The following is a 23,508-nucleotide window of genomic DNA, read 5'->3' on the forward strand; positions in this document are numbered from 1 at the left end:
GCCGGCAAAATCGCGCCCGCCCTAGCTCAAATCCGGTGTGCGGTCAAACAAACGCCGATGTTCCTTCAGCGCGTAGGTGTCGGTCATACCCGCGAGGAAATCGGCCACGCTGCGCGCCTTGATGCGATCTTCGGCCCGGTCCAGTCCCTCGCGCCAGCCGTCCGGCATGGCACGAGGGTCGCCGAAATAGACGTCGAACAGGTCCCTGACGATCTGCTCGGCACCGGCGCGCACCCGCATCACCTCCGCGTGCCGGTAGAGGTGCTTGTAGAGAAAGGCCTTCAGTTCCTTCTCTGCCGCGGCCATCTCGGCGGAAAAGGTCACCATTGTCTCGCCCGCCGCCCTTACCGCATCGGCGCTAAGCGGTCCCACACGCTCCAGATTGGCGGTCGCGCGGACAATGACGTCCTCAACCATGGCGGTGATCTGCCGCCGCATCAGTTCGTGGCCGGTGCGTACGTCATCGAGCGCCGGATAGCGTTGGCGCACGCCCTTCAGGATCGCTCCCGGCAGCGAGACGGCCTCCAGCATGTCGAGCGTCAGCAGCCCTGCCCGCAGGCCGTCGTCGATGTCGTGCGTGTTGTAGGCGATGTCGTCGGCGATCGCCGCGCATTGCGCCTCGATGCCGGCGAACCGGTCGAGTTCGAGGTCTTGCAACTGCGAATAGTCGCGGATCGCCTGCGGCACCGGACCTTTCAGGCCTTTGCCGCTGGCGTCCGTCAGCGGACCATTATGCTTGACAAGGCCCTCAAGCGTTTCCCAGGTCAGGTTCAACCCGTCGAACTCGGCGTATCGCGCTTCCAGCCTCGTCACGATACGCAGCGATTGGGCATTGTGATCGAAGCCGCCCCAGGCGGCCATCTTGTCGTTCAGCGCGTCCTCGCCTGTATGGCCGAAGGGTGTGTGGCCGAAATCATGCACCAGCGCGATCGCCTCGGCGAGATCCTCGTCGCCGCGCAGCGCCCGCGCCAGCGCACGGGCAATCTGCGCCACTTCGATCGAATGGGTCAGCCTTGTGCGATAATGGTCGCTTTCATGGGCGATGAAGACCTGGGTCTTGTGCTTGAGCCGCCGGAACGCGGTCGAATGGATGATGCGGTCCCGGTCGCGTTGGAACGGCGTCCGGGTCGGGCTTTCGACCTCGTCGAACAGCCGGCCGCGCGAGCGCGCCGGATCGGTGGCATAAGCCGCGCGTGGCCGGTAGCCAAATCCGATGTCGCCCAACTCGTTGGTCATGATCGATGCCGCAGGTTGACTTGGTGCAGTTGACTTGGATGTGGTTGACTCGGCCGCTCGCGCTTCATACCTATCATGTGAAACCGAAAGCAAGGTGACGCCAATGGGCGCGGATGCCAAGACTGCCATGAAAGTCGACATGACCGAGGCCGCGGCCAAGCGGATTGCCAAGATCGTGTCTGGCGAAGCCGGCAAGACGGCGCTGCGCGTTTCCGTCGAAGGCGGCGGCTGCTCCGGCTTTTCCTACAAGTTCGACCTGGTCGATACGCGCAATGACGACGACGTCGCCATCGAAAAGGACGGCGCCACGGTGCTGATCGACGACCTGTCGCTGGTCTATATGGGCGGCTCGGTGATCGACTTCGTCGACGATCTGATGGGCCAATCGTTCCAGATCAGGAACCCGAATGCGGTCGCCTCCTGCGGCTGCGGCACCAGTTTCTCCATCTAACAGCATGCCTGCCTATCGGCGCGGTCCGTCAGATCGCGCTGTCGGCCGGACGCGACCTTGATTCGACGCTGGCCTTCTGGCGCGGTGTGCTCGGCTTGGCCTTACATGCCCGCTACGATCCGCCAGGCATTGCCTTCATCATGGTCGGCGACATCAGGCTGCTGTTCACGGATGGCATACCGGCCGGTACCGTCTATCTCGATATATCAAACCTTGATGATTTCCACGCCGAGGCAAAGGCCGCGGGCGTTCCCTTCACCGCGCCGCCAACGCTCGTCCATCGCGATACCGAGGGTCTTTTCGGTCCAGCGGGGGAAAGCGAGTGGATGGCCTTCCTAAAGGACCCTGCGGGCAATACGATCGGTCTGGTCGAACGCCATCCGCCGCAAGAGTAATGAGACCGTCATGAAAATCGTCACCTGGAACATCAACGGCGTGCGCGCCCGCCTCGGCAACCTCACCCATTGGCTGACCGAGAGCGCGCCCGACATCGTGTGCCTGCAGGAGATCAAGACGGTCGACGATCAGTTCCCGCGCGCCGAGATCGAGGCGCTTGGCTACTATGTCGAAACCCATGGCCAGAAGGGGTTCAACGGCGTTGCCCTGCTGTCGAAGCTGCGCTTCGACGAAGTTGTCAAAGGCCTGCCCGGTGACGATGCCGACGAGCAGGCGCGTTTCATCGAAGGCGTCTTCTCGACCGACAAGGGCGCCTTGCGTGTCGCTTCCCTCTATCTGCCGAACGGCAATCCGATCGATGACGAGAAGAAGTTCCCCTACAAGCTGTCCTGGATGACGCGGCTGGAGCGCTGGGCCGAGGAGCGCCTGAGGCTGGAAGAGGCCCTGGTGCTGGCCGGCGACTACAATGTCATTCCCGAGCCGATCGACGCGCGGTTTCCGGAAAACTGGTTGGGCGACGCGCTGTTCCAGCCGCAGACCCGGCAGGCCTTCCGCCGGCTGCTCAATCTCGGTTTCACCGAAGCGGTGCGAGCCGTCACCGACGCCCCCGACACCTACACCTTCTGGGATTATCAGGCCGGTGCCTGGCAGAAGAACAACGGCATCCGCATCGACCATTTGCTGCTGTCCCCGGAAGCCGCCAACCGGTTTTCGTCCGCCTCGATCGAAAAACACGTGCGCGCCTGGGAAAAACCGTCCGACCATGTGCCGGTGGCGATCGACCTCGCCCTGCAGCCGGCCTGACCGGGAAGCCCTGCTCTTCGGCCGACGGCGGACCTTCTATCGCCACAAAGCGGGCGCATGATGAAAAAACATCATGGCGGCTGGGGTTCCATGGCCACTCGATTTGCTCTTTGTCCGATCGGCTTGGCATTCACCATGGCTGCGGTCGTGCCGGCCTTCGCCGCCCCGGAATGTCTGGCCAATGGAAAATCCTATGCGGTCGGTCAGGTCGTCTGCCTGACGGTTGCCGACCAAAGTCATCTGGCCCGCTGCGACATGGTGCTCAACAACACATCATGGACGAAGGTCAGCGACAGCTGTCCTGGAAACACCACGGCGCCGCACCTGCCCGCCACGCCGATCTCGACGCCGGCGCCAAGCAGGGTGCCGACAGAGCCAACCGAGAACTGATTTTTCCCGATAGCTTATCTCCACGCTCGTCGAGGAGATTGGCAGGCTCAGCCGTCGCGCCTTTACTGATCGGTGTTGTTGCCCTTGGTCAGGATGTCGTCGGCGAGCGAGATCGCGGTGCGGCGGTCGGCTTCACCGGCTGCGGCGAAGGCCTCTTCCTGCATGCCACGAATCCAGGGCTGGTCGGCGGCCGGCGCCCGTTCAAGGGCGGCGGTCATCATCGCCAGGCCGCGAACGATCTTGCCGCTCTGGAACAGCAGATGGCCAAGCGTCGCCTGCGCGCCGGCATGGCCCTTCTCGGCGGCGAGCTGGAACCAGCGCCCAGCCTGCTTGACGCTGGCCTTCACGCCACCTTCGCCTTTCAGGAACATCTGCCCCACCTCGAACTGGGCGTTCGGGTTGCGGTAGTTGGCGGCGGCACGCATATAATATTCCTGGGCCGCCACCTCGTTCTCGGTGACCGGACTGCCGGGAATACCCTTGCGCAGATAGTCGCCGAGCGCCACCAGCGCATCGGATACGTAGCTTTCTTCCGGCGAACCGGGCTCGACATCCTGGTCGACAATTTCCGAGAAGAACTTGAATGCCTCATAGTCGTCGCGCGCCACGCCGTCGCCCTCTGCATACATGCGGGCAAGCTTCCAGGTGGCGCCGATCTGGCCGTTCTCGGCGGCGTATTTATAGGCCTCGGCGGCCTGTTCCTTGTGGCCGTTCTTGTAGGCGGAGAAGCCGAACTGGAACACCGCCCAGGGGCTCGACTGCGGCTTCACGCCGGTCTTGTCGTCGAACACCTTGTCGTCGAAGGCCATGGCCTGGCCCACGGCGCCAAAGATCGCAACCGCGACCAGTGCCGGAAGGACAGAGGACCTCAACAACTCAGATGTCCGCATAGCAGTGTGTTTCTTTCGCACCGCCCGGATGAGTGACCGCGCCATCGCGGGCAGACCCGACCGTCTGTGCGTATTTCCATATCGCGCCCGACTGATAGTCGGTCGTGCGCGCCTTCCATGTCTTGGCCCGCGCCGCCAGCTCGGTCTCGGTCAGCGCCACTTCGATCGTGCCGTTCACCGCGTCGATCGAGATCACGTCGCCATCCCGGATGAGACCGATCGGACCGCCAACCGCCGCTTCGGGTCCGACATGGCCGATGCAGAAGCCGCGCGTCGCGCCTGAAAAGCGGCCGTCGGTGATCAGCGCCACCTTGCCCCCCATGCCCTGGCCGTAGAGCGCCGCTGTCGTCGACAGCATCTCGCGCATGCCCGGTCCGCCGCGCGGCCCTTCGTAACGGATGACCAGAACCTCCCCTTCCCGGTAGTTGCGGTGCGTCACCGCTTCGAAGCATTCCTCTTCCGAATCGAAGCAGCGCGCGGGACCGGAGAAGCTCAACTCCGTCATACCCGCGACCTTCACGATCGCGCCTTCGGGGGCAAGGTTTCCCTTCAAGCCCACGACACCGCCGGTTTGGGTAATAGGTCTGTTGGCCGGGCGGACCACATCCTGATGCTCATTCCAGGCAACGTGCTCCATATTTTCGGCCAAAGTGCGGCCAGTAACCGTCAGGCAATCGCCATGCAGATAGCCGTGGTCGAGCAGCGTCTTCATCAACAGCGGAATGCCGCCGGCCTCGAACATGTCCTTGGCCACATATTTGCCGCCGGGCTTGAGGTCCGCGATATAGGGCGTCTTCTCGAAGATGCGGGCGACATCGAACAAATCGAACTTTATCCCCGCCTCATGCGCGATCGCCGGCAGGTGCAGCGCTGCGTTGGTCGAGCCGCCAGTGGCCGAGACCACGGTCGCTGCGTTCTCCAGCGCCTTCAGCGTGACGATGTCGCGCGGCCGGATGTTTTTCGCGATGAGCTCCATGACCTTTTCGCCGGACGCGAAATTAAAACGATCGCGCATCTCGTAAGGCGCCGGCGCGCCGCAGGAATAAGGCAGTGCCAGGCCGATCGCCTCGGCGACGGTGGCCATGGTGTTGGCGGTGAACTGTGCGCCGCAGGAGCCGGCCGACGGACAGGCCGCCTGCTCGATTTCAAGCAGTTCGGAATCGCCGATCGTGCCGACCGAGTGCTGGCCGACCGCCTCGAACACATCCTGCACGGTGATCTGCCGGCCGCGATAGCTGCCCGGCAGAATCGAACCGCCATAGATGAAGATCGATGGCACGTTGAGACGCACCATGGCCATCATCATGCCCGGCAGCGACTTGTCACAGCCAGCGAGCCCCACCAGCGCGTCGTAGCAATGGCCGCGCATGGTGAGTTCGACCGAATCGGCGATGACCTCGCGCGACACCAGCGAGGACTTCATGCCCTGGTGGCCCATGGCGATGCCATCGGTGACCGTGATGGTGCAGAATTCGCGCGGCGTGCCATGCGCGGCGGCCACGCCCTTCTTGACCACTTGCGCCTGGCGCATCAGCGAGATGTTGCAGGGTGCCGCTTCGTTCCAGCAGGAGGCGACGCCGACCAGCGGCTGCGCGATTTCGGCGGCCGACAAGCCCATCGCATAGAGATAGGAGCGGTGCGGCGCACGCGCCGGCCCGACGGTAACATGGCGGCTGGGGAGCTTAGCCTTGGAAATGACTCTGGCGTCCATACTCTTCCTTGCCGCGAGCGGCGCGGCCTGCCCCCATCGCCGAGCCTTTTGGCGCGTGTCCCGAGATAGGATCGAGGTGCGCCGGGTTTATGGCGGGAAATGGGCAATTTCCTCAGGCGGATTTGTAGCGCGGGGGTTGTTCAGAAAGTGTTGCCAAAACGTCACAATCGCAAGGGGCGGTCCCAGTGCGGCCAATTTGCAACGCCCCTTGGCTAACGGGATCCTCGACGAGGTCCGGTCCAACAAAAAAGGCCGGGCAGTGCCCGGCCTTTTTTGTTGCATTTCAGATGGTTACCATTTGACGCTGTAGCCAGCCGACAGAGCGTATCCCCAATCGCCCTGAACAGTACGGTTGAGCAAGGTGGGCACATACTGAGTCTCCGACACAGACGCCAGATATACGGCGGCAACGCCCAACCGAAGCTCGCCACCCAGCTTATCTTTCATCGCAACACCCGTGCCAAGGCTATAGGTATCGCCGGTCAAATCCCAGCCGGTGCTGACGCCCCGATCATAAGAAGCAAAGACCGTTCCAGAGAATTGGTCGTTGAACTTGTGACCAACGCCACCGGTGACGGTCCAGCCGTCACGCCAGAAATAGTCGTTGCCATTCTCGATACCCAAGGTCGGAGCATGAAGATTGAGCTGCTCGGTGACCGACCAATCGGTCCACTTAACGCTACCATAGACAAGCCAACCGGGTGCCACACCGGTTTGAGCCTTGAACTCCAGCGACTGCGGAAATTTGGTGTCGCCAGTTGCGGGCTGGGTAATCGATACGGGGAAGGGGCTCAACGGAGGGTTAGCGGTCGCCGAACCGGTCGCATCGATCGATACACCCGAACGGTACATCAACTGAGCGCGCAACGCGATGTCCGGAATTTCATAGGCAACGCCTGCACGCCACCCCATGTTGCTGTCCTTCAGATTGACATTAAGCAATCCGGCAACCGCGAGCAGGTTGTAGTCCACATCCTCATGGTAGATACCGCCGAGTACCCAAAAACGACCTTTGCTCAAATCGAACTTTACGCCGCAGGTGACAGCGCCTTCGTAGATCGTGAAATTTTCCTTGAGCTTGGCAAGAGTTCCGCTAGGCGAAGACCATGTCGCTCCGCCGCCGTAAGACTCTGTATAGGTACCCGCGCAAGACAGGCTGTCCGACAGCTTGAATTTCACCGCGGCCGAGGGGACAGCGTAGGCATCCGAATAATTCTCGCCAACCAAATTGGGATTGAGAAGGTTTTTCGAATATTTTCTGGTGGGCGCGACATAGGTCACACTCGTGCGCATATTGAAATTGCCATCCTCAAAAAGGATGTCGGTATCAGCCGTGCCGCGCGAAAAACCGCCAGCATGCGCCGAGCCTGCCAAAGCCAGCGAAAAGCACCCTGCCCCCAGCAGTGCTTTCAGACGCGAATTGTTCATGGATGTCCTCCCCGAATAACCAGTGCGTCAAGCTAGAACCAATTCAGGTTAATGGTGCAACAACGAATTCCTGGGGCGTACATGTACAGGTCCGCCAAACGTATTTTGGACAAAATGCGCGGCCGCGCTGGAGGGCGGAAAAACGCCTCCCGGAGCCTCGATCCCTCCTTCCGATGGGAATAAACTGGCTAAAAAGGCCCCAAAACAGCCAAATTGACGAGCTTAAGGCCCCATTGTTACATTATGGCAACAATGGGGCTAAAAGTTTCCGTTTACGTCAAGATTAACGCTGCGGAATGCCTTTTTTGGAGGCAAAAAAGACCCACGCTCGGGGCAACGTCAAGGCGCCGAATCTACCTTCAACCAGCGTCCCGGACCCTGTTCAGCGCCACTGAAAGCTTGTCCTGCGCGTCGCGATATTCGGCGAGCTTTTCGCGCTCGGCTTCGACGATCTCGGCCGGCGCGCTGGCGACGAACCGTTCGTTGGACAGCTTCTTGTGCAGGCGTGCGATTTCCTCGGTGACCTTGGCCAGTTCCTTCTGCAGCCGCGCGGCCTCGGCGGCAAGATCGATCAGACTGCCGAGTGGCAGGCAGATCGTTGCCTCGTTCAGCACGATCTGGGCCGATCCCTTGGGCGCCGCGTCAGCCAGCGAGATGTCGCCAACGCGCGCCAGCCGCTTGATCGCCGACTCCTCGCGAACCAGCCGTTCACGCGTCACGCCGTTGGCGCCGACCACGACCAGCGGTGCTATCGCCGCCGGCGGCACGTTCATCTCCGAGCGCACCGAACGGATGCCCGACACGAGATCGACCAGCCAGTTGATGTCTGCGGCCGCTTCAGCATCCTCGAAATCCGGCGACGGCCAGGCGGCATGGCAAAGCAGCGAGTCGCGCTCCTTGCCCTCGCCCGCCGTCTGCGCCCACAATTCTTCCGTCATGAACGGCATTATCGGGTGCAAGAGCTTGTAGATCTCATCCAGAACGAAGGCGACACAGGCGCGGCTTTCGGCCTTGGCCGCCTCGTCCGTGCCCATGAACACTGGTTTCAAGAGCTCCAGATACCAGTCGCAGAACAGGTTCCAGACGAAGCGGTAGGCAGCACCGGCCGCCTCGTTGAAGCGGTATGAAGTGATGCCGTCGGTGATCTCGCGCGCGGCGCGTGTCAGTTCGGTGAGGATCCAGCGATTGACCGCCAGCTTGGCGTCGTTCAGCCAGAAATCATCATTGCGCGCGACTTCATTCATCTCGGCGAAGCGCGTGGCGTTCCACAATTTGGTGCCGAAATTGCGATAGCCGGCAATGCGCGCCGGATCGAGCTTCACGTCGCGGCCCTGCGCCGCCATCACTGCCAGCGTGAAGCGCAACGCGTCCGCCCCAAATTCATCGATCAGGTCGAGCGGATCGATGACGTTGCCTTTCGACTTCGACATCTTCTGCCCGTTCTTGTCGCGCACCAGCGCATGCACGTAAACCGTGTGGAACGGCTCCTCGTCCATGAAGTGCAGGCCCATCATCATCATCCGGGCAACCCAGAAGAAGATGATGTCGAAGCCGGTGACCAGCACGTCGGTCTGGTAGTAGGTCTTCAGCTCCGGCGTCTGGTCAGGCCAGCCCAGCGTCGAGAATGGCCACAGCGCCGACGAGAACCAGGTGTCGAGCACGTCCTCGTCGCGGGTCAGGATCTCGCCCGGCTTGAAGTTCTCGAGCTTGTCCTCGACCCAGGCCTTCCACGGCCCTTCGAGCGCCAGATAATATTCGATCGCGGCACTCAGCGCCTCTTCCTCGGACTTCTCAACGAAGACGCGTCCATCCGGCCCGTACCAGGCCGGGATCTGATGCCCCCACCACAGCTGGCGCGAAATGCACCAGGGCTGGATGTTTTCCATCCAGTCGAAATAGGTCTTCTCCCAGTTCTTCGGCACGAAATTGGTGCGGCCTTCGCGCACCGAGGCGATCGCCGGCTTGGCGAGTTCGGCCGCGTTGGCATACCACTGCTCGGTCAGGAACGGCTCGATCGGCACACCGCCGCGGTCGCCATGCGGCACGGCGTGGCGATGCGGCTCGACCTTGTCGAGGAAGCCGCCGGCTTCCATCAGTTCGACGATCTTCTTGCGCGCCACGAAACGATCGAGGCCGTCGAGCTCGTCCCAGACAGCCTGGCGTTCCGGCGTCACATCGAGCCCGGCGAGGAAGTCCTCATTGTCTTTCAGCTTTATGGCAGCCTCGACGGACAGGATGTTAATCGCCGGCAATTTGTGGCGCTTGCCGACCTCAAAGTCATTGAAATCGTGCGCCGGCGTGATCTTGACCGCGCCTGAGCCTTTTTCAGGGTCGGAATATTCATCCGCGATCACCGGAATCTTACGACCGACGATCGGCAGGACGAGATTCTTGCCGACCAGATGCCGGAACCGATCGTCCTCGGGATTGACCGCTACCGCCGTATCGCCGAGCATCGTCTCAGGACGCGTCGTCGCAACCGTGATGAAGGTCTTCGGGTTCTCCGGATCGAAGGTGACGCCCTCGATCGGATAGCGGAAGTGCCAGAGGTTGCCGTTGACCTCCTGCTGCTCGACCTCGAGATCCGAGATCGCCGTCAACAGTTTTGGGTCCCAGTTCACAAGGCGCTTGTCCTTGTATATCAGCCCTTCCTTGTAGAGCGTGACGAAGACTTCGAGCACGGCCTTGGACAGGCCCTCGTCCATGGTGAAGCGTTCTCTGCTCCAGTCTGCAGAGGCGCCGAGCCGCTTCAACTGATTGAAGATCGCGCCGCCGGATTCGGCTTTCCACTCCCACACTTTCTCGATGAACTGCTCACGCGTCAGGTCGCGGCGGTGGATCTGCTTTTCCATCAGCTGGCGCTCGACCACCATCTGCGTGGCGATGCCGGCATGGTCCATGCCCGGCTGCCACAGCACATTCTTGCCGCGCATGCGCTCGAAGCGCACGAGGATGTCTTGCAGCGTGTTGTTGAGCGCGTGGCCCATGTGCAGCGAGCCGGTGACATTGGGCGGCGGGATGACGATGGTGAAGGCCTCGGCGCCCTCCTCCGCCCCGGCGCCGGCGCGAAACGCGTCGGCCTTTTCCCACACTTTGGCGATCTTCGGCTCGACGGTTTTTGCGTCGTAGGTCTTTTCAAGCATGGGGAAACGGTCCGCGCTGTCGGGATTTTTGCTGGTTTGCTGTAAATCGGAAGGTCTTGGCCAAGTCAACCGCAAGGGCCGCCTCGGTTCATCACAAGCAGATAGGCGCGGCCGTGTTCATTTCAACGGAAAGCACCCGCACATTCATTGTCATGGACCCCGACGCAAATCTCGTCTGTTTCGCGGCAAGCGCGAGCTGATGGCGCCGCAACGACAAACGCCGCCTCGGACGGCGGCGTTTACATCGGCAATTGCCTGGAGCTTACTGCGCCCCGCGTGCCACGCGTTCGATCTCCTCGCGCACCAGCCTCTCGACCAGCGTCGGCAGGTTGTTGTCGAGCCAATCCTGCAGCATCGGCCGCAGCATTTCTTCGGCCATCTCGTCGAACGTCTTCTTGCTGCGGCTGGCAAAGGCGTCGGACAGCTCGCCAAAGGCCGCGGCAACCTGCCTGCCCGCATGCTCGGAAAGGATTGCCGGACGGGCCGCGGGTGCTTCATTTGCCGCCGCACGCACCTCGGTAGCGCCCGTAGGAGCACCGCTTGAAGCAGGTTGCTCGAAGGCAGGCTCCGCCACCGGTTCGCTCACCGGCACATCGGCCTGGACAACCGGCTTGCGGATGCTCCTGTCCGGCATCGCTTTGGCCTGCTCGCCAACCGCGGCGATCTCGCGCCGCCAATCGGCAACGATGGCATCGCTTGTCGCGCCGGCCTCCGGGGCCGCGTCGGACCTTACGGCGGCCACCGGCTCCGCGGCGATCCTGGCGCTGACCTCGGCCAGCGTCATCGACGTCTTCACGGGCACGGGATCGATGCGCGATTGCGCTTCCCTGCGTGCGATCACCGGCTCTGGCGATGGCGCCTGGACCTCGGCAAGCGCGACCGGCTTCCGGGCTTCAGGGGCAGCATGCAGTTCGGTGCGAAACGCATCGACGTCGGCGGCTGGAGCCTCGCTCGGCCCCGGCGCCAGGTCCTGCCGCAGCTCATCCGGCTCACCCGGCTGCTTGCGGCCGTTGTCGCTGTCCTCGATGATCCTTCGGATGGAAGCCAGTATCTCTTCCATGGAAGGTTCGCGCTGTGCGCTGCTTGCCGTTGCCATTGTCACATCCGCCGCCCTTGTGACCTCTGTGGATTTCCGCTCCGGCAAGAGCCGGATTCGAATCATGGCAACAGCGTAACCGACGGATCGCCGCACGAGAATCCCCAATCTGGGGACATGTGGGATTTCAACAGATTAGAGCACGAAACCGAAGTGGCGACGGCCTGGGGAAGGTCCTGTTCCGACATCCCCAAGGAATTCAGGCAGCGGCCCGTTAGCGGCCGTCCGGCGTGCGCAGGCCGATCCACTTGTCCTTGACGGCGTTGTAATGCTCCTCAGGCTTGTACTTGGTCACCTGCAGGGCAAGGCGCTCGGCCGACAAACGGCCGATTGCCGACAGGATGGCATAGCTCGCCACGACCACGTCATGTTCGGAATTGGCCTGGTTGATCTTGGCGGTGATGACGGTGGCCTGCGCGTTGAGCACGTCGAGTGTCGTGCGCTGGCCGACATTACGCTCTTCGATGACGCCGTTGAGCGCCAGCTGCGCGGCATCGATCACCTGCCTGTTGGCGGCGACGCTTTGCTGCGCGGCGGTGTACTGCGACCATGCCGAGGCAACGGCCTGGCGCACCTGGTCGCGGCTGACATCAACCTGGATACGTGCTTCGCCGAGCGATTCCTTGTTCTGCCGCACGACCGCCGAGGTCCGCCCGCCCGAATAGATCGGAATGGTCAGCGTCGCGCCAATATTGGCCGACGTCGAATTGCCGTTCGTCCCGATGCTCGGATTGCGGTTCAGATAGTCGTCCGAAATGCCTGCCGAGGCTGAAAGTTGCGGCAACAGTGCGCCCTCTGCCGATTTCACCGAAAACGCAGCCGCGTCGACAAGATGCTGGGTGGCCAGGATGGCCGGATGTTCATTCGATGCGATCCCGATCGCTGCCTCGAGACTTGATGGCAACAGCCTGGATACCGGCGAAGCCGGCTTGAGCTTGCCGGGTTCGTCGCCGACGATCTGGTGGTAGGTCGCGGCGCTTGCCAAGGCTTGTGCGCGAGCGGCGCTGAGCGAAGCCACCGCCGAGGCACGAGAGGCGTCGGCCTGTGCGACATCGGTGCGGGTGCCCTCGCCGACCTCGAAACGCGAGCGCGCGGCGCGCGCCTGCTCGGTCAGGAACTGCAGGTTCTGTTGGGTCAGCACCGCGATTTGCCGGTCGCGAATCACGTTCATATAGGCCGTGGCCGCGTTGAACAGGGTGTTTTCCTCGGTGTTGCGCAGGCTCTCCACCGACGCCTTCACCTGGGATTCGGCGGCCGCCACATTGTTTCTTGTCTGAAAGCCGTCGAACAGGCTCTGGTTGATCACAATTCCTGCGCTGGCGGACGATGTCTTGCTGGTGGCACCCCTGGCGTGGGTGTTCACATAATTGGCGTCGGCGGAGCCGGTGATGGTCGGGCGCCAGCCGGACTTGGCGATCGCCACGCCCTCGTCGGTGACGCGCACGCCGGCTCGGGAGGCATTCAGCGAGGAATTGTATTGATAGGCCTTGGCGAGCGCGCCGGAGATGGTTTCGGCCGAGGCGGCCAGCGGAGACAACGCGGTCGCGGAAACCAGGACAGCGGCAAGAAGGGTCTTGGATACAGACGGCACGGTATATCCCTCATTCGTTTTCCATGGGAACCACGCCGCGCCAGCTTCTCCTTTGAGTAGCCGGAGCAGCGTGTTTGATGCTCCCTGTCGCTCGGCCCGAAGTGCCCCCAGTTCGGGACCGGCAACGATTGTTCAAATGCAAGCGACCATGACAAAGCCTTTGCTGCAAGGCCAAATCATTCAGAATTCGAAAGCATGCTCACGTTCGAATCCCGGTAGTGGCTTAATTGCCGCATTAAATGCCCTTCTTCCGGTTACAATCCCCCCAGATTTGAAAAATAGTCGCGCCATGCCGGAATTGCCCTGTCCTTCCACCGCGACGAGGCGACCTCCTTCGGCGAGCTGGTCGAGCAGCGTTGCCGGCACTTTCGCGACGCTGCCGCCGACGAAAATGACATCATAGGGTGCCGCGGCGGCGTGGCCTTGCGCCAGCGGCCCCTGGACCACGGTCACATTGCCGCAGCCAAGCGATGACAGTAACGATTCGGCGGTTTCGGCCAGCGTCGATTCGCTTTCGAGCGCCACGACAGACCTTGCCAGCCGTGACAGGATGGCCGAGGCGTAGCCCGTGCCGCAGCCGACATCGAGCGCCGAATCGGCCGAACTGATCCCGGCCAGTTGCATCAGTTTGGCCAGCGGCGAAGGTTCCATGAGGTAGCGAGCGCCATTGGCGCCGTCCGCGATGCGGATATCCTCGTCGATATAGGCGAGATCGCGCTGGGCAGTGCCGACGAAAATCTCGCGCGGCACGAAAAGCATGGCTTCCAGCAGCGGTGCGCTGGTGACGTCGGTGGTGCGAACCTGACCGTCGACCATCTTGACCCGACGTTCGGAAAAATCAGCGTTCATGTCCCAACCAATCGCTTGCCGCGCCAAAACCGCGGTTCATTTCGACCGGAACTTCAAGCTCCTGCGCTGGCGCGCGGGAGCCCGGGCATTGGAGGCCTCGCCCGGAATCGAACCGGGGTGCAAGGATTTGCAGTCCTCTGCGTAACCACTCCGCCACGAGGCCTCGTTGCTCCCGGCGTTCCACCCGGTTCCAATAGGTTGCGGCGAAAATGCCGTCAAGCGGCCACCGCGCATTCCGCGCGGTTTCCCTCTGCATCAATCCAACCTCCGCATGCAACGTCGCGGACCACTGCGCCCACAACACACGTTAGTATCTCATTATGTATAGCAGGCGATGACGAGAAACTCCAAGGCCCGGCCGCCGTTGAGGAATGAGGAGGACCGCCCATGAGACCGGCAAGCCTGAACACCGCGACAGATGCTTGGGACGGCTTGCCGCGACCAGGATGCGAGGAATTGCTGCGTCACGCCATCGACTGTATCGCGATAGAAGCACCAGCCGGCCTTCGCCACGCGACCGCGAGGGCCTCGCTTCCGCCGCCGCCGTCTCAAGCAGATTCGCGGGGATCTGGAAAGAAGCGCAGGCCGTAGAACCGAATCGCGAAAATCTGCAGGCCGGGCATAACGCCGACAAGCGCGGCGCGGTCAAAGGCGCGCCTGCCGTTCAATCCGGCCGTCGCCGCCGCTCCCACCAGACGACGAAACGGCGACGATGGCGGCGCATCATGGCGAATTCATAGGAGAGCACCAGCAATCCGAGCGGCACCATCCAGAAGCCCAAGATAGGCAGAAACCCGAGAATGCCGCCGATGGTCAAAAGGATACCGATCGTGATTCTGAGGCCGCGCGAACGCGGCATGGTGAACTCCCGCCCGAAAACCGAGATCTTTCGCGCCGGTACCCGGTTTTCGTCTGCTGCCGTCATCGCCAATGGCTGCCCTCTGGTGATTCGAGAATGCCTGCTTACGAAAGCCGCGACCGCCATTTCGGTTCCGCGCCGGTCGCCAGACGGCTAATATGAGAGCGGACACCGCCGATTGCGAGAAAGCGCCGCGTGAAAAAGTCTCGTAAAAATACGAAATGCTTCTTTGCAAAGCCGAAAAGGGTTTGCTATAGGCTGCGCCACTTGCTGAAGAGCCTCTGTTCCCCGGTAGCTCAGTGGTAGAGCAACCGGCTGTTAACCGGTTGGTCGCTGGTTCGAATCCGGCCCGGGGAGCCAACATTCCAAGCATTTGAGAGTTTCGGCGCAACAAGCACGGCTGCCGGCCGCTGTTTTCCGGCGGCTTGCCTCGCTGCATCGTGACAGCGCGACCATTGCGGAACTGCATCACAAGATGCGACTTTGCTGATAGGACGTGCCGCGAGGATGCCGCCATGTCGCTACGCAAGATCGTGCTCTGCGCGGCAGCGATGACGATTGCCGCTACAAGTTTCGCCAGCGCCCGACCGGACACGCGCAAGATGACTTGCGCACAAACCCAGGCACTCATCCAGAGCCAGCATGCAACGGTGCTGACCACCGGGCCAAACACCTACGATCGCTATGTCCGCCAATTCGGCAATGAATGCGACGCTCCTTACGTGCCGATGGTTGCCTATGTTCCGACGAGTGACCGTCAATGCATGGTCTATCGATGCGATGAGCCCTCACCCATGGTTCCGAACTGATCGGCGGATTGCCCGCGGGTGACCCGTACAGAACGTCCGCCGGTCGTTTAGGGGCCTCTTGGGTTCTGGATACAGGGCAGTATCGAACGACCTTGAGGCTGGGATATGCCACAGCGCTGGCATGGATGCGGGAGACGTAAATCTCAGCCGGCATCGAGTTCATCCCGGAGAATGGCGGTGCAGGGATGAGGCTGCGCGAGGATCGACCGCCAAACGCTTCCGATAGGGCCTGCTTGCGCGCGCGCTCAAGTTGCGCGAATATGCAACCGGGGATTGGGGAGGCTCCGAAGATGGCGATCTATCTTGTCAAAGAAATGGACATGAACAAAGTCCTGGCCGTGCATCAGGCGCGTGCCATCAGTCCGTTGAAGGCCGCGTCCAAGGCCGTGGGCCGTGACGTCACCTTGCGAACCTGGAAGAGAAAATGGGTTCGTGTCACAGACGAAAATCGTGGAAGAGTTTTTGCATTCAGCTTCGCCGACAAGGTGGGGCTGGGTATGGAGGATGACCCTAAACAGCCGGGCGGCACTTCCACCGACCTTTGTGCAAACAATTCCATAAGCGTTCTCCCCGGTGGCGCGAGCGTCTGACTTCGCGAGACTGAAGTCGTCGAGCGCTTTCGAAAGGGTGCTTGCGTGCGCCCTAAATGGCCCCAGCATCCCCGAGGGACACTTGGGCAAGCAAATGCTTTGGGAGCACTGTCCTCATAAGAGTTGGCACGATCTCCACGACCGGCTCGATAAGTAGCGCGCAGTCTATGGAGATATCGCGGGAGCAATGTGAATTAACCTTTGCTCGGTCCGGAATGGTTGCGGTGGATCTCAACTCGCCAGATTTCGAATTGACCGTGCTATCGCCGCCTGATCTCGATCGGTAGAAACCCGTCCAGCGGGGAACTGAGCGGGTAATTGCTCCCGGGAGGATACTTGCACATGGCCGCCGCGAGCACGTCTACCGTTCACGAGGCACAAGCCCGACTTTGACCGGTTGCCATGGGAAGCTGGATACAAAGCCGCGGAACGAAATCCTAGGAGGAAGCCCGCCGGGCGAAGACCCAACCACCTCAAGCCCGGCGAGCCTACAACCTGATCGGAAGTGCGCGATCAGGACCGGGGTCAACCGGCAGCGATTTCGGTGCAAGACGGATGCCGGTGTCTTTGTATCGAAATGAAACAGATATTGATTGGAAAACGCCTCTGCGGTGTTCTTATGCGGGATTGCTAATATTACGCTTCGACTCAGCCGGCAGGCCCTGGCCGGTCAGGCCCGGCGGCCCGTGCTAATTTACCCCAACAGGCTGTCGGGCCGCTATCGGCATACGATTATTCGAAATGGCCCGCCGCGCGGTGTGCGCGACGGGCCAATGCGCCTGACTAACAACGTGTACGAGGGGGGACACTCCTCAACTGGCGCTCCGTAGCGCAATTTCGCACTACACGTATCAGCCTATACGGGCGGCGCATTGCCCTCATCCGTCGATTGGATGACGCGCGCCAATATAGATTAGATAACACTAATGTCGCCGGTGACTCACACCACCGGTGCAGCTCGGCAGCCTCCGCCACACACCCAACCTGACGTCGGTTGCCGAGCTGGCCTTTCAACGTCAGCGCCAGCCCGCGATCGCGCCGCCGCCACCTGCGGTCAAATTCGGCAACGGGCTGGAAGCCGAGATCGAAACCATCAGCGATTGGTGCTTCCAACGATTGGCGCCTCGGCAATTGCAACGCCATTGGGTCTGGGTTGAGCGGCCTTCGCGTTCGCCCTCAAACGACGAAACTGGGAAAGGGCGAGCAACAGGAGATTGATCGCGGTCCGTCGTAGATGCTTGTCCGCCCGGTTCCAAGCCTCTGCCGAAGGGCGACGCGCTTGCGCGCAAGTGCCCACCGCGCGATGGTGGCGAGGCTTCGGGAGGAATCATGCGGAAAATCTTGATACCGGCACTACTGGTCGCGGCCGCGCTTTATGCAACCGGCGCCCTTGCGCTGGACAGCGCCGGAACCCCGGTGGTTGTCACTCCGCTTGCCTCACGCACGGCAACCGCTTCCGGCCAGCCGATCACGCTGCCGCAGAAGAATGTCCAGGTGCTGGTGTCGACCTACGACATCGCGCCGGGGGCGACCCTGCCGGTGCACCGGCACCCCTTCCCCCGCTACGCCTATGTCGAGGCCGGCACTTTGAAGGTCACCAATGTCGAGACCGGCAACAGCAACACCTACAAGACAGGCGATTTCATCATAGAAATGATCGGCCAGTGGCATCAGGCCACCAATGTCGGCGACGGCCCGGTCAAGCTCCTGGTGATCGATCAGGTCGAGGAGGGCGCCAAGAATACGGAATTGCGTCAGTAGCTACCAAGCCACGCCCGGAAAGCGGGAAGGCAAGCGCCACACGTCTTCCCGTACCCTCATGGGCAACCGCCCTGCCCCCGGGGACGCTTGAACTCGTCCGTCAGCCCCAGGCGCCGACCATCTGTCGTGTGGCCGCGTTCAGCCGGTTGAAGGCGTTGATCAGGGCGATCTGGATAACCAAGGCAGCGAGCGCTTTTTCGTCATAGTGCCGCGCGGCTTCATCCCAGACATCATCCGGCACGGCATCGGGGCGGTCGGCGAGCCTCGTTCCGGCCTCGGCCAGGGCGAGTGCCGCGCGTTCGGCATCGGTGAAGTACGGCGTCTCGCGCCATACCGACAGCGCAAAGATACGCTCGTCCTTCTCCCCGGCATTCTTCAGTTCGCGCGCATGCATGTCGACGCAGACGGCGCAGTTGTTGATCTGGCTGGCGCGCAGATGGATGAGCTTGCGCGTCACATAGGGCACGTCGGCCGCCTCGGTCGACTTGTCCAGCGCCAGCAGTGCCTGCAGGGCGCCAGGAATGAGCATCACCGGGTTCTTGATTCTCGCCTGCATGGTCTTCTCCTTCGAAGTGCTTGGTCAGGGCGCGTTTTTCCGACCCGGGCGGAGCGTGTCCAGGCTTGGAATTTGACGAAGATGGTCGGCTGCGCCGGCTGTCGGCTGGGCTATCCGCCCTTCTTGGCGGCCACCTGCTCGAGCCGTTCGAGAATTCGCGGCCAGCCGCTTCCCATGCCGATATAGCCCCGCTCGTCGGCGGGCCGGAATCCCGATTGCTCCATCCGCACCCGAGTCGCCGGGCCTTCGGGCGTCAGCGACCACGTAACCACGGTTTTCAACCCGCTGTCCGATTCCGTTCCGTCGCCCCAACTATAGGCCAGCAGCCGCGGCGCCTCGATCTTCAGCACCACGCAATTCGTCACGCCGGACCAGCCCGGAACCGGCGCCGCCCGGAAGGTGAAACGATGCCCCTCTTGCGCAGAAAAGTCATTCTGCATGAGCCATTCGGTGACGAGCGCCGGCACTGTCAATGCGCGCCATATCCTTTCCGCCGAATAGGGAATCAGCCTTTCGACGACGATCGATTTGGTTTCCGTCATGCCTTGCTCCTTTTGTTGTCGTCGCGCCGTGCGTGCGCAATCAATAACCCGCAAGCTATGGGTTAACTCATAACTCTGCGGTTATAAGACTGTCAAGCAGGGAAATGTCATCTGGTCCAAATGGCGGCGCACCGTTCACGCTTTCGCGCTGCCCGCCCGAGTGCTAGGGCTTTCCACACCATCATGGACTGGATCGCCCCTTGACCGCAGAACCTCGCCCGCCGCTGACCGAAATCTGTGTCGAAGGCATTGATGGCCTGCTCGCCGCGCAAGCTGCCGGCGCCGACCGGGTCGAACTGTGCGCCAGCCTTGTCGAAGGCGGCATCACGCCGAGCTTCGGCACGGTGCGCGCCGCGCTGGACCAGGCAACCGTCCCGTTCCACGTCATGGTGCGGCCGCGCGGCGGCGATTTTCTCTACAGCGAGACTGAGTACCGCTCGATGCTCGCCGATGTCGCCGCGCTGCGTGATCTCGGCGTGCCCGGCGTGGTGTTCGGCTGCCTCAACGCCGACGGCACCATCGACGAGAAGCGCATGGGCGAACTGACCGAGGCCGCGGGCTCCCTGAACGTCACCTGCCACCGCGCCTTCGACATGACGCGCGATCCGGCCGAAGCGCTGGAAGCGCTGATCCGCTGCAAGATCGGCCGCGTGCTGACCAGCGGCCAGCGCGACACGGCGATCGAAGGTTTGGCGTTGTTGGCCGATCTGGTGCGGCAGGCCGGCGACCGCATCATCATTCTCGGCTGCGGCGGCCTCGATCTCGGCAACATCGCCGAGGTGCGCGCAAAGACCGGGCTGGCCGAAATGCATTTCGCCGCCCTCAAGAACGTGCCGAGCGCCATGCGCTACCGCAATCCGAAGGTCGGCATGGGCGGCTCCGATCCCGACCGCGAGTACCGCAACACGCTGACCGACACGCCGCTGGTGGCGGCAACGATCGCGGCGGCCAAGGCATGACCGCCTCGATAGACCGCATAGCGCAGGACGACGAAGCGGCCATACTGGCGCTCAACAACGAGCATGCCGCGGAATTGTCATGGCTCGAAGCCGAGCGGCTGTCGTTCCTGCTCGGCGAGGCCTTCTACGCGCGCCGCATTGGCGACCTTGAAGCCTTCATCATGACCTTCGACCAGGACGCGAATTACGACAGCCCGAACTTCGTCTGGTTCCGCGAACGCTACGAACGCTTCATTTATGTCGATCGCGTCGTCGTGGCGGCGCATGCAAGGGGCCGTGGCCATGCACGTCGGCTTTATCAGGACCTGTTCGACCATGCCCGGCGCGCCGGCCACACGCTGGTCACCTGCGAGGTCAACACGGACCCGCCCAACCCCACATCGGATGCCTTCCACGCCGCCCTTGGCTTTGCCGAAGTGGGCGACGCGGTGATCCATGGCGGCAAGAAAGCGGTACGCTATTACGCCAGGCAGATCGTCGCCTGACCCCTGTGGCCCTGGCTACATAAAGAAGCAGTACCTAATATAGCGTTCCCCCATCGGAGGATCCGCGATGCCGAGCAATGTCTTCCGCTTCGACGAAAGCTGGCACATTCCCGAAGGCACGCCGCAGGAGGTCTGGGAGGTGCTGTCGGACGCTGAATTGCTGCCGCTCTGGTGGGGAGATGTCTACAAGGAGGTGGTGCCGCTCGACAGGAAGGGCAAGGCGACCATCGGTTCGCGTGCAAGGGCAAGGGCGCGCGGCGCCCTGCCCTATGAGTTGAACTTCATCATGGAGGCGGCGGAACTTGAACCCGCCCGGCTGGTCGTGGTGAAAACCCTTGGCGATTTCGACGGGTTGTGGCGGGCGGAACTGTCGCCGTCAGACACCGGCACACATGTCCGGTTGACCTGGCAAGTCACGGTCGAGAGGCCGATCCTCAAATTCCTCGCCCCGTTGCTGCGACCGGCGTTCGCCTGGAATCATCGCTGGACCACGCCGCGCGGCGAAGCGGGTCTGCGGCGCTATCTGGTCGAGAAGAAGAAGAAGGGGCGATCCGTTTAGTCTTACCATGAAGGTCGGCCTGCCTCCTGGGCAACCCGGCAGGTCGGTCCAACCCAATCGGACGCTGCTGCGGTTGCTCCATTCACCAGTTGCGGTTGAGCCATTCGCGCGCCGGGCGCTCGATGACGTAGTAGCTGCAGAGTGCGCAGGCAAAAACGCCGGCCAGCATCGGCCACGGGTTGCCGCCTTGCTCATAAACGAATTTGTAGAATGGCTGCTGCCACAGATAGAGCGAATAAGACCACAGGCCGAGCATCGTCATTGGCAGGCAGGACAGCAATCCGCGGAGGTAGCCAGTGCTGAAATCGAGCGCATTCACGGCCAGGGCCAGGAGCGGCACCGCCAGGAGATAGTGGATCGGCGTTGGCACCGCATCCATGAAAAGGACGATCGCCGTGGCTGCCGCCAGCGGAGCGACATAGGGCCCCTTCAACACCGCCGGCAGCCTGCCATCGGCTTTGAGCAGGCAGATCGAGGCCGACAGTAGGATCGATGCGATGTGCACATCGGTTCGCCAGTAGGTGGCCTCGTAGTCCAGCTTGAACGCCCAGTACGAGACCGCGCCATTCGCCATGGCGAGCAGGGCCAGCCCCAGCAGCAACGGGATGACGCGATCGCGGCTGACAACGGTCGCGCTGATCAGGGCCAGGATCACATAGGCGTGCTCCTCCACGCAGAGCGACCAGATATGGTCCAGCGCTCCGGCACGGGTGACGAGAATTCCGGCGTAGTTGTAGGTGAAGGTCAGCGCCGTCAGCGCCGCCTTCCATTTGAAGGCGACGAACGTACCGGAGAGCGCGACCATGGCAGCGATGACGAAGACCAGAAGCGCCGGATAGATGCGCGAGAAACGGCGTTTGAAGAATTTCTTCAGCGGGTAGCGTTCGATGAACAGGATCTCGGCCATCAGCCGGCCGCTGAGGACGAAGAAGAATTCGACGCCCAGCACGCCGAGATTGATTCCGGGAATCGGGAAAAAATGCCCGATCAGCACCAGGGCGATCGAGAGGCCGCGCCAGCCATCGAGATAGGCCAGTCTTGTTCTGGCCGATCTGTCGACGACGGATCGGGACGGAACCATTTGGGTCGCGGAAATTTCGGACATGCCGATCCCTTCGCATTGGCATGCGAAAGGGCACGGCGATACGCATTCCGAACCCGGCTCGCATTCCCGCCCAACTCATACTGCAGTGCAATATAAACTTGTGCAAGTGCGAGATTGCCGCCGACGCAGTTCCGAGGCAGGCAGGGGTCGGAATTGCTTCCACCAAAAGGATGGTGCGCTGCAGCCATTCCATCAGCAACTGGGGCAGCTACAGGCCGCCGCATACGCGAAAAAGGGGCCCGCGACGGCCCCTTTCCTGTCTGCAACTGGCAAGCAATTCCAGGAAAAGTGTGAAGCGGTTCTCCGTCAGGAATTGCGTCAAAACCAAGGGATAGAGCGGTTCGGCGTTTCCGTGGAAACGATGAGTCGCTCTAATGTCAGGCGTTGGCCGCAACCACCGCGCGCTTGGCCATGACCGTGATCAGATTGGCGCGGTAGTCGGCGGAAGCGTGCATGTCGCTCATCAGGTTCTTGGCCGGCACCTTTACGCCGTTGAGCGCAGCGGCGTCGAAATTCTTCGCCAGCGCTGCTTCGATCTCCTTCGAGCGGAAGACGCCATCGTCGCCGGCGCCGGTGACGGCAACGCTGACGCCGTCCTTGCCCTTGGCCACGAACACGCCGACGATCGCGTAGCGCGAGGCGGGGTTGCGAAACTTTTCATAGGCAGCCTTCGCAGGCGCCGTGAAGGAGACCGCCGTGATGATCTCGCCATCCTTCAAGGCCGTCTCGAACAGCCCCTTGAAGAACTTGTCGGCTGATATCTCGCGCTTGTTGGTGACGATGGTGGCGCCCAGTGCCAGCAGCGCCGCCGGATAGTCGGCCGCCGGATCGTTGTTGGCGATCGAGCCGCCGATCGTGCCCTTGTAGCGTACCGCCGGGTCGCCGATCAGCGACGCCAGATGGGCAAGCGCCGGACAGGCCTTCCGCAGCTTCTCGTCGTTGGAGACGTCATAATGCGTCGTGGCGGCGCCAATGGTGATCGTCTTGCCCGATACTTTGACGCCTTGCAGTTCCTTGATGCGCGACAGATCGACGAGATCGGAAGGCGCCGCGAGCCGCGTCTTCATGGCCGCGATCAAGGTCATGCCGCCCGATAGCAGCTTGGCATCGCCGCTCTTGACCAGCTTCGCGGCATCGGCGACCGAGGCGGCACGGTGGTAATTGACTGCGTACATTAGATTTCTCCCCTGGGGTGAAAAGTGCGTAGCCTGTAGTGAGTAGTGGGTAATGGGTAGTCAGTAGTCAGCTGCCCGTCGGCGAAGGCCTTTCTATTCACTATTCACTACTTCCTACTCACT

23 protein-coding genes and 2 tRNA genes are annotated in these 23,508 nt (G+C 62.0%); 11 read left to right on the forward strand and 14 right to left on the reverse strand.

Annotation, left to right across the window (positions count from 1 at the left end; translation table 11 throughout):
* Positions 1-21 precede the first annotated feature (21 nt).
* Entirely contained in the window at positions 22-1,236 is a 1,215-nt protein-coding gene (locus FJ930_RS11415) for a deoxyguanosinetriphosphate triphosphohydrolase (protein ID WP_141837620.1), read from the reverse strand.
* 103 nt (positions 1,237-1,339) lie between these two features.
* Here FJ930_RS11415 and erpA point away from each other — a divergent pair, with 103 nt between their 5' ends.
* The 4 genes from erpA (at position 1,340) to FJ930_RS11435 (ending at position 3,277) form a co-directional block, all read left to right on the forward strand.
* Positions 1,340-1,687: an iron-sulfur cluster insertion protein ErpA gene (gene erpA, locus FJ930_RS11420; protein ID WP_031259639.1), complete on the forward strand. Its 348-nt coding sequence runs from the start codon at positions 1,340-1,342 to the stop codon at positions 1,685-1,687.
* Positions 1,688-1,695: 8 nt separating this feature from the next.
* Entirely contained in the window at positions 1,696-2,082 is a 387-nt protein-coding gene (locus FJ930_RS11425) for a VOC family protein (protein ID WP_141837622.1), read from the forward strand.
* 10 nt (positions 2,083-2,092) lie between these two features.
* Positions 2,093-2,887, forward strand: a complete 795-nt coding sequence (gene xth / locus FJ930_RS11430; protein WP_141837624.1) for an exodeoxyribonuclease III — start codon at positions 2,093-2,095, stop codon at positions 2,885-2,887.
* Between the two features lie 135 nt (positions 2,888-3,022).
* A complete protein-coding gene (locus FJ930_RS11435) occupies positions 3,023-3,277 on the forward strand; it encodes a hypothetical protein (RefSeq protein ID WP_246676873.1) in 255 nt (84 codons plus the stop codon).
* A gap of 62 nt (positions 3,278-3,339) precedes the next feature.
* Here FJ930_RS11435 and FJ930_RS11440 read toward each other — a convergent pair whose 3' ends face one another.
* The 9 genes from FJ930_RS11440 to FJ930_RS11480 form a co-directional block, all read right to left on the reverse strand.
* Positions 3,340-4,167 carry a tetratricopeptide repeat protein gene (locus FJ930_RS11440; RefSeq protein WP_140741058.1) on the reverse strand — a complete coding sequence of 276 codons (828 nt, stop codon included), beginning with the start codon at positions 4,165-4,167 and terminating at the stop codon, positions 3,340-3,342.
* Complete coding sequence (gene ilvD / locus FJ930_RS11445; protein ID WP_140741057.1) at positions 4,154-5,878, reverse strand: dihydroxy-acid dehydratase; 1,725 nt, start codon at positions 5,876-5,878, stop codon at positions 4,154-4,156. Before ilvD ends, FJ930_RS11440 begins: the two co-directional genes overlap by 14 nt.
* Positions 5,879-6,169: 291 nt before the next feature.
* Positions 6,170-7,306, reverse strand: a complete 1,137-nt coding sequence (locus tag FJ930_RS11450; RefSeq protein ID WP_141837626.1) for an outer membrane protein transport protein — start codon at positions 7,304-7,306, stop codon at positions 6,170-6,172.
* 359 nt (positions 7,307-7,665) lie between these two features.
* Positions 7,666-10,449: a valine--tRNA ligase gene (locus FJ930_RS11455; protein ID WP_141837628.1), complete on the reverse strand. Its 2,784-nt coding sequence runs from the start codon at positions 10,447-10,449 to the stop codon at positions 7,666-7,668.
* Between the two features lie 262 nt (positions 10,450-10,711).
* Positions 10,712-11,545 (reverse strand): PopZ family protein, encoded by an 834-nt coding sequence (locus FJ930_RS11460; RefSeq protein ID WP_141837630.1) that lies wholly within the window; start codon positions 11,543-11,545, stop codon positions 10,712-10,714.
* A 214-nt stretch (positions 11,546-11,759) separates the two neighbouring features.
* The gene (locus FJ930_RS11465; RefSeq protein WP_141837632.1) at positions 11,760-13,136 is read right to left on the reverse strand and encodes a TolC family outer membrane protein; all 1,377 of its coding nucleotides are present in this window, start codon (positions 13,134-13,136) and stop codon (positions 11,760-11,762) included.
* Positions 13,137-13,316: 180 nt separating this feature from the next.
* The gene (locus tag FJ930_RS11470; protein WP_141837634.1) at positions 13,317-13,985 is read right to left on the reverse strand and encodes a protein-L-isoaspartate O-methyltransferase; all 669 of its coding nucleotides are present in this window, start codon (positions 13,983-13,985) and stop codon (positions 13,317-13,319) included.
* Between the two features lie 89 nt (positions 13,986-14,074).
* Positions 14,075-14,148 (reverse strand) — tRNA-Cys (locus tag FJ930_RS11475).
* A gap of 501 nt (positions 14,149-14,649) precedes the next feature.
* Positions 14,650-14,910, reverse strand: a complete 261-nt coding sequence (locus tag FJ930_RS11480) for a hypothetical protein (RefSeq protein WP_141837636.1) — start codon at positions 14,908-14,910, stop codon at positions 14,650-14,652.
* A 219-nt stretch (positions 14,911-15,129) separates the two neighbouring features.
* Between FJ930_RS11480 and FJ930_RS11485 the strand changes: the two genes are divergently transcribed.
* From FJ930_RS11485 to FJ930_RS11500, 4 genes are all read left to right on the forward strand, one after another.
* Positions 15,130-15,204, forward strand: a tRNA-Asn gene (locus FJ930_RS11485).
* A 155-nt stretch (positions 15,205-15,359) separates the two neighbouring features.
* Positions 15,360-15,653, forward strand: coding sequence for a hypothetical protein (locus FJ930_RS11490; protein ID WP_141837638.1), 294 nt, complete (start codon positions 15,360-15,362; stop codon positions 15,651-15,653).
* A 290-nt stretch (positions 15,654-15,943) separates the two neighbouring features.
* Entirely contained in the window at positions 15,944-16,243 is a 300-nt protein-coding gene (locus FJ930_RS30065; protein WP_181763346.1) for a hypothetical protein, read from the forward strand.
* A 1,329-nt stretch (positions 16,244-17,572) separates the two neighbouring features.
* The gene (locus tag FJ930_RS11500) at positions 17,573-18,004 is read left to right on the forward strand and encodes a cupin domain-containing protein (RefSeq protein ID WP_141837639.1); all 432 of its coding nucleotides are present in this window, start codon (positions 17,573-17,575) and stop codon (positions 18,002-18,004) included.
* Positions 18,005-18,104: 100 nt separating this feature from the next.
* Here the strand turns inward: FJ930_RS11500 and FJ930_RS11505 are convergent, their stop codons facing one another.
* Together FJ930_RS11505 and FJ930_RS11510 are read right to left on the reverse strand one after the other, a co-directional pair.
* Positions 18,105-18,560 (reverse strand): carboxymuconolactone decarboxylase family protein, encoded by a 456-nt coding sequence (locus FJ930_RS11505; protein WP_141837641.1) that lies wholly within the window; start codon positions 18,558-18,560, stop codon positions 18,105-18,107.
* 110 nt (positions 18,561-18,670) lie between these two features.
* Positions 18,671-19,102: an SRPBCC domain-containing protein gene (locus tag FJ930_RS11510; protein WP_141837643.1), complete on the reverse strand. Its 432-nt coding sequence runs from the start codon at positions 19,100-19,102 to the stop codon at positions 18,671-18,673.
* A gap of 200 nt (positions 19,103-19,302) precedes the next feature.
* Here FJ930_RS11510 and FJ930_RS11515 point away from each other — a divergent pair, with 200 nt between their 5' ends.
* From FJ930_RS11515 to FJ930_RS11525, 3 genes are all read left to right on the forward strand, one after another.
* Entirely contained in the window at positions 19,303-20,061 is a 759-nt protein-coding gene (locus FJ930_RS11515; RefSeq protein ID WP_181763347.1) for a copper homeostasis protein CutC, read from the forward strand.
* Entirely contained in the window at positions 20,058-20,546 is a 489-nt protein-coding gene (locus tag FJ930_RS11520; RefSeq protein ID WP_141837647.1) for a GNAT family N-acetyltransferase, read from the forward strand. Before FJ930_RS11515 ends, FJ930_RS11520 begins: the two co-directional genes overlap by 4 nt.
* Before the next feature lie 67 nt (positions 20,547-20,613).
* Positions 20,614-21,105, forward strand: coding sequence for an SRPBCC family protein (locus FJ930_RS11525; protein ID WP_141837648.1), 492 nt, complete (start codon positions 20,614-20,616; stop codon positions 21,103-21,105).
* Positions 21,106-21,187: 82 nt separating this feature from the next.
* Here FJ930_RS11525 and FJ930_RS11530 read toward each other — a convergent pair whose 3' ends face one another.
* A complete protein-coding gene (locus FJ930_RS11530) occupies positions 21,188-22,210 on the reverse strand; it encodes an acyltransferase (RefSeq protein ID WP_141837650.1) in 1,023 nt (340 codons plus the stop codon).
* 377 nt (positions 22,211-22,587) lie between these two features.
* The gene (locus tag FJ930_RS11535) at positions 22,588-23,385 is read right to left on the reverse strand and encodes a xanthine dehydrogenase family protein subunit M (RefSeq protein WP_141837652.1); all 798 of its coding nucleotides are present in this window, start codon (positions 23,383-23,385) and stop codon (positions 22,588-22,590) included.
* Positions 23,386-23,508 lie beyond the last annotated feature (123 nt).

Origin of the sequence: Mesorhizobium sp. B2-4-15, from assembly GCF_006658505.1 — a bacterium.
GTDB lineage: Bacteria > Pseudomonadota > Alphaproteobacteria > Rhizobiales > Rhizobiaceae > Mesorhizobium.

What these genes read in the sequence shown, in the direction of transcription:
- FJ930_RS11415 (WP_141837620.1), bottom strand. Translation starts at nt 1,236, where the DNA reads ATGACCAACGAGTTGGGCGACATCGGATTTGGCTACCGGCCACGCGCG.
- erpA (WP_031259639.1), top strand. Translation starts at nt 1,340, where the DNA reads ATGGGCGCGGATGCCAAGACTGCCATGAAAGTCGACATGACCGAGGCC.
- xth (WP_141837624.1), top strand. Translation starts at nt 2,093, where the DNA reads ATGAAAATCGTCACCTGGAACATCAACGGCGTGCGCGCCCGCCTCGGC.
- FJ930_RS11435 (WP_246676873.1), top strand. Translation starts at nt 3,023, where the DNA reads ATGGCTGCGGTCGTGCCGGCCTTCGCCGCCCCGGAATGTCTGGCCAAT.
- FJ930_RS11440 (WP_140741058.1), bottom strand. Translation starts at nt 4,167, where the DNA reads ATGCGGACATCTGAGTTGTTGAGGTCCTCTGTCCTTCCGGCACTGGTC.
- ilvD (WP_140741057.1), bottom strand. Translation starts at nt 5,878, where the DNA reads ATGGACGCCAGAGTCATTTCCAAGGCTAAGCTCCCCAGCCGCCATGTT.
- FJ930_RS11450 (WP_141837626.1), bottom strand. Translation starts at nt 7,306, where the DNA reads ATGAACAATTCGCGTCTGAAAGCACTGCTGGGGGCAGGGTGCTTTTCG.
- FJ930_RS11455 (WP_141837628.1), bottom strand. Translation starts at nt 10,449, where the DNA reads ATGCTTGAAAAGACCTACGACGCAAAAACCGTCGAGCCGAAGATCGCC.
- FJ930_RS11460 (WP_141837630.1), bottom strand. Translation starts at nt 11,545, where the DNA reads ATGGCAACGGCAAGCAGCGCACAGCGCGAACCTTCCATGGAAGAGATA.
- FJ930_RS11470 (WP_141837634.1), bottom strand. Translation starts at nt 13,985, where the DNA reads ATGAACGCTGATTTTTCCGAACGTCGGGTCAAGATGGTCGACGGTCAG.
- FJ930_RS11480 (WP_141837636.1), bottom strand. Translation starts at nt 14,910, where the DNA reads ATGACGGCAGCAGACGAAAACCGGGTACCGGCGCGAAAGATCTCGGTT.
- FJ930_RS11490 (WP_141837638.1), top strand. Translation starts at nt 15,360, where the DNA reads ATGTCGCTACGCAAGATCGTGCTCTGCGCGGCAGCGATGACGATTGCC.
- FJ930_RS30065 (WP_181763346.1), top strand. Translation starts at nt 15,944, where the DNA reads ATGGCGATCTATCTTGTCAAAGAAATGGACATGAACAAAGTCCTGGCC.
- FJ930_RS11500 (WP_141837639.1), top strand. Translation starts at nt 17,573, where the DNA reads ATGCGGAAAATCTTGATACCGGCACTACTGGTCGCGGCCGCGCTTTAT.
- FJ930_RS11505 (WP_141837641.1), bottom strand. Translation starts at nt 18,560, where the DNA reads ATGCAGGCGAGAATCAAGAACCCGGTGATGCTCATTCCTGGCGCCCTG.
- FJ930_RS11510 (WP_141837643.1), bottom strand. Translation starts at nt 19,102, where the DNA reads ATGACGGAAACCAAATCGATCGTCGTCGAAAGGCTGATTCCCTATTCG.
- FJ930_RS11520 (WP_141837647.1), top strand. Translation starts at nt 20,058, where the DNA reads ATGACCGCCTCGATAGACCGCATAGCGCAGGACGACGAAGCGGCCATA.
- FJ930_RS11525 (WP_141837648.1), top strand. Translation starts at nt 20,614, where the DNA reads ATGCCGAGCAATGTCTTCCGCTTCGACGAAAGCTGGCACATTCCCGAA.
- FJ930_RS11530 (WP_141837650.1), bottom strand. Translation starts at nt 22,210, where the DNA reads ATGTCCGAAATTTCCGCGACCCAAATGGTTCCGTCCCGATCCGTCGTC.
- FJ930_RS11535 (WP_141837652.1), bottom strand. Translation starts at nt 23,385, where the DNA reads ATGTACGCAGTCAATTACCACCGTGCCGCCTCGGTCGCCGATGCCGCG.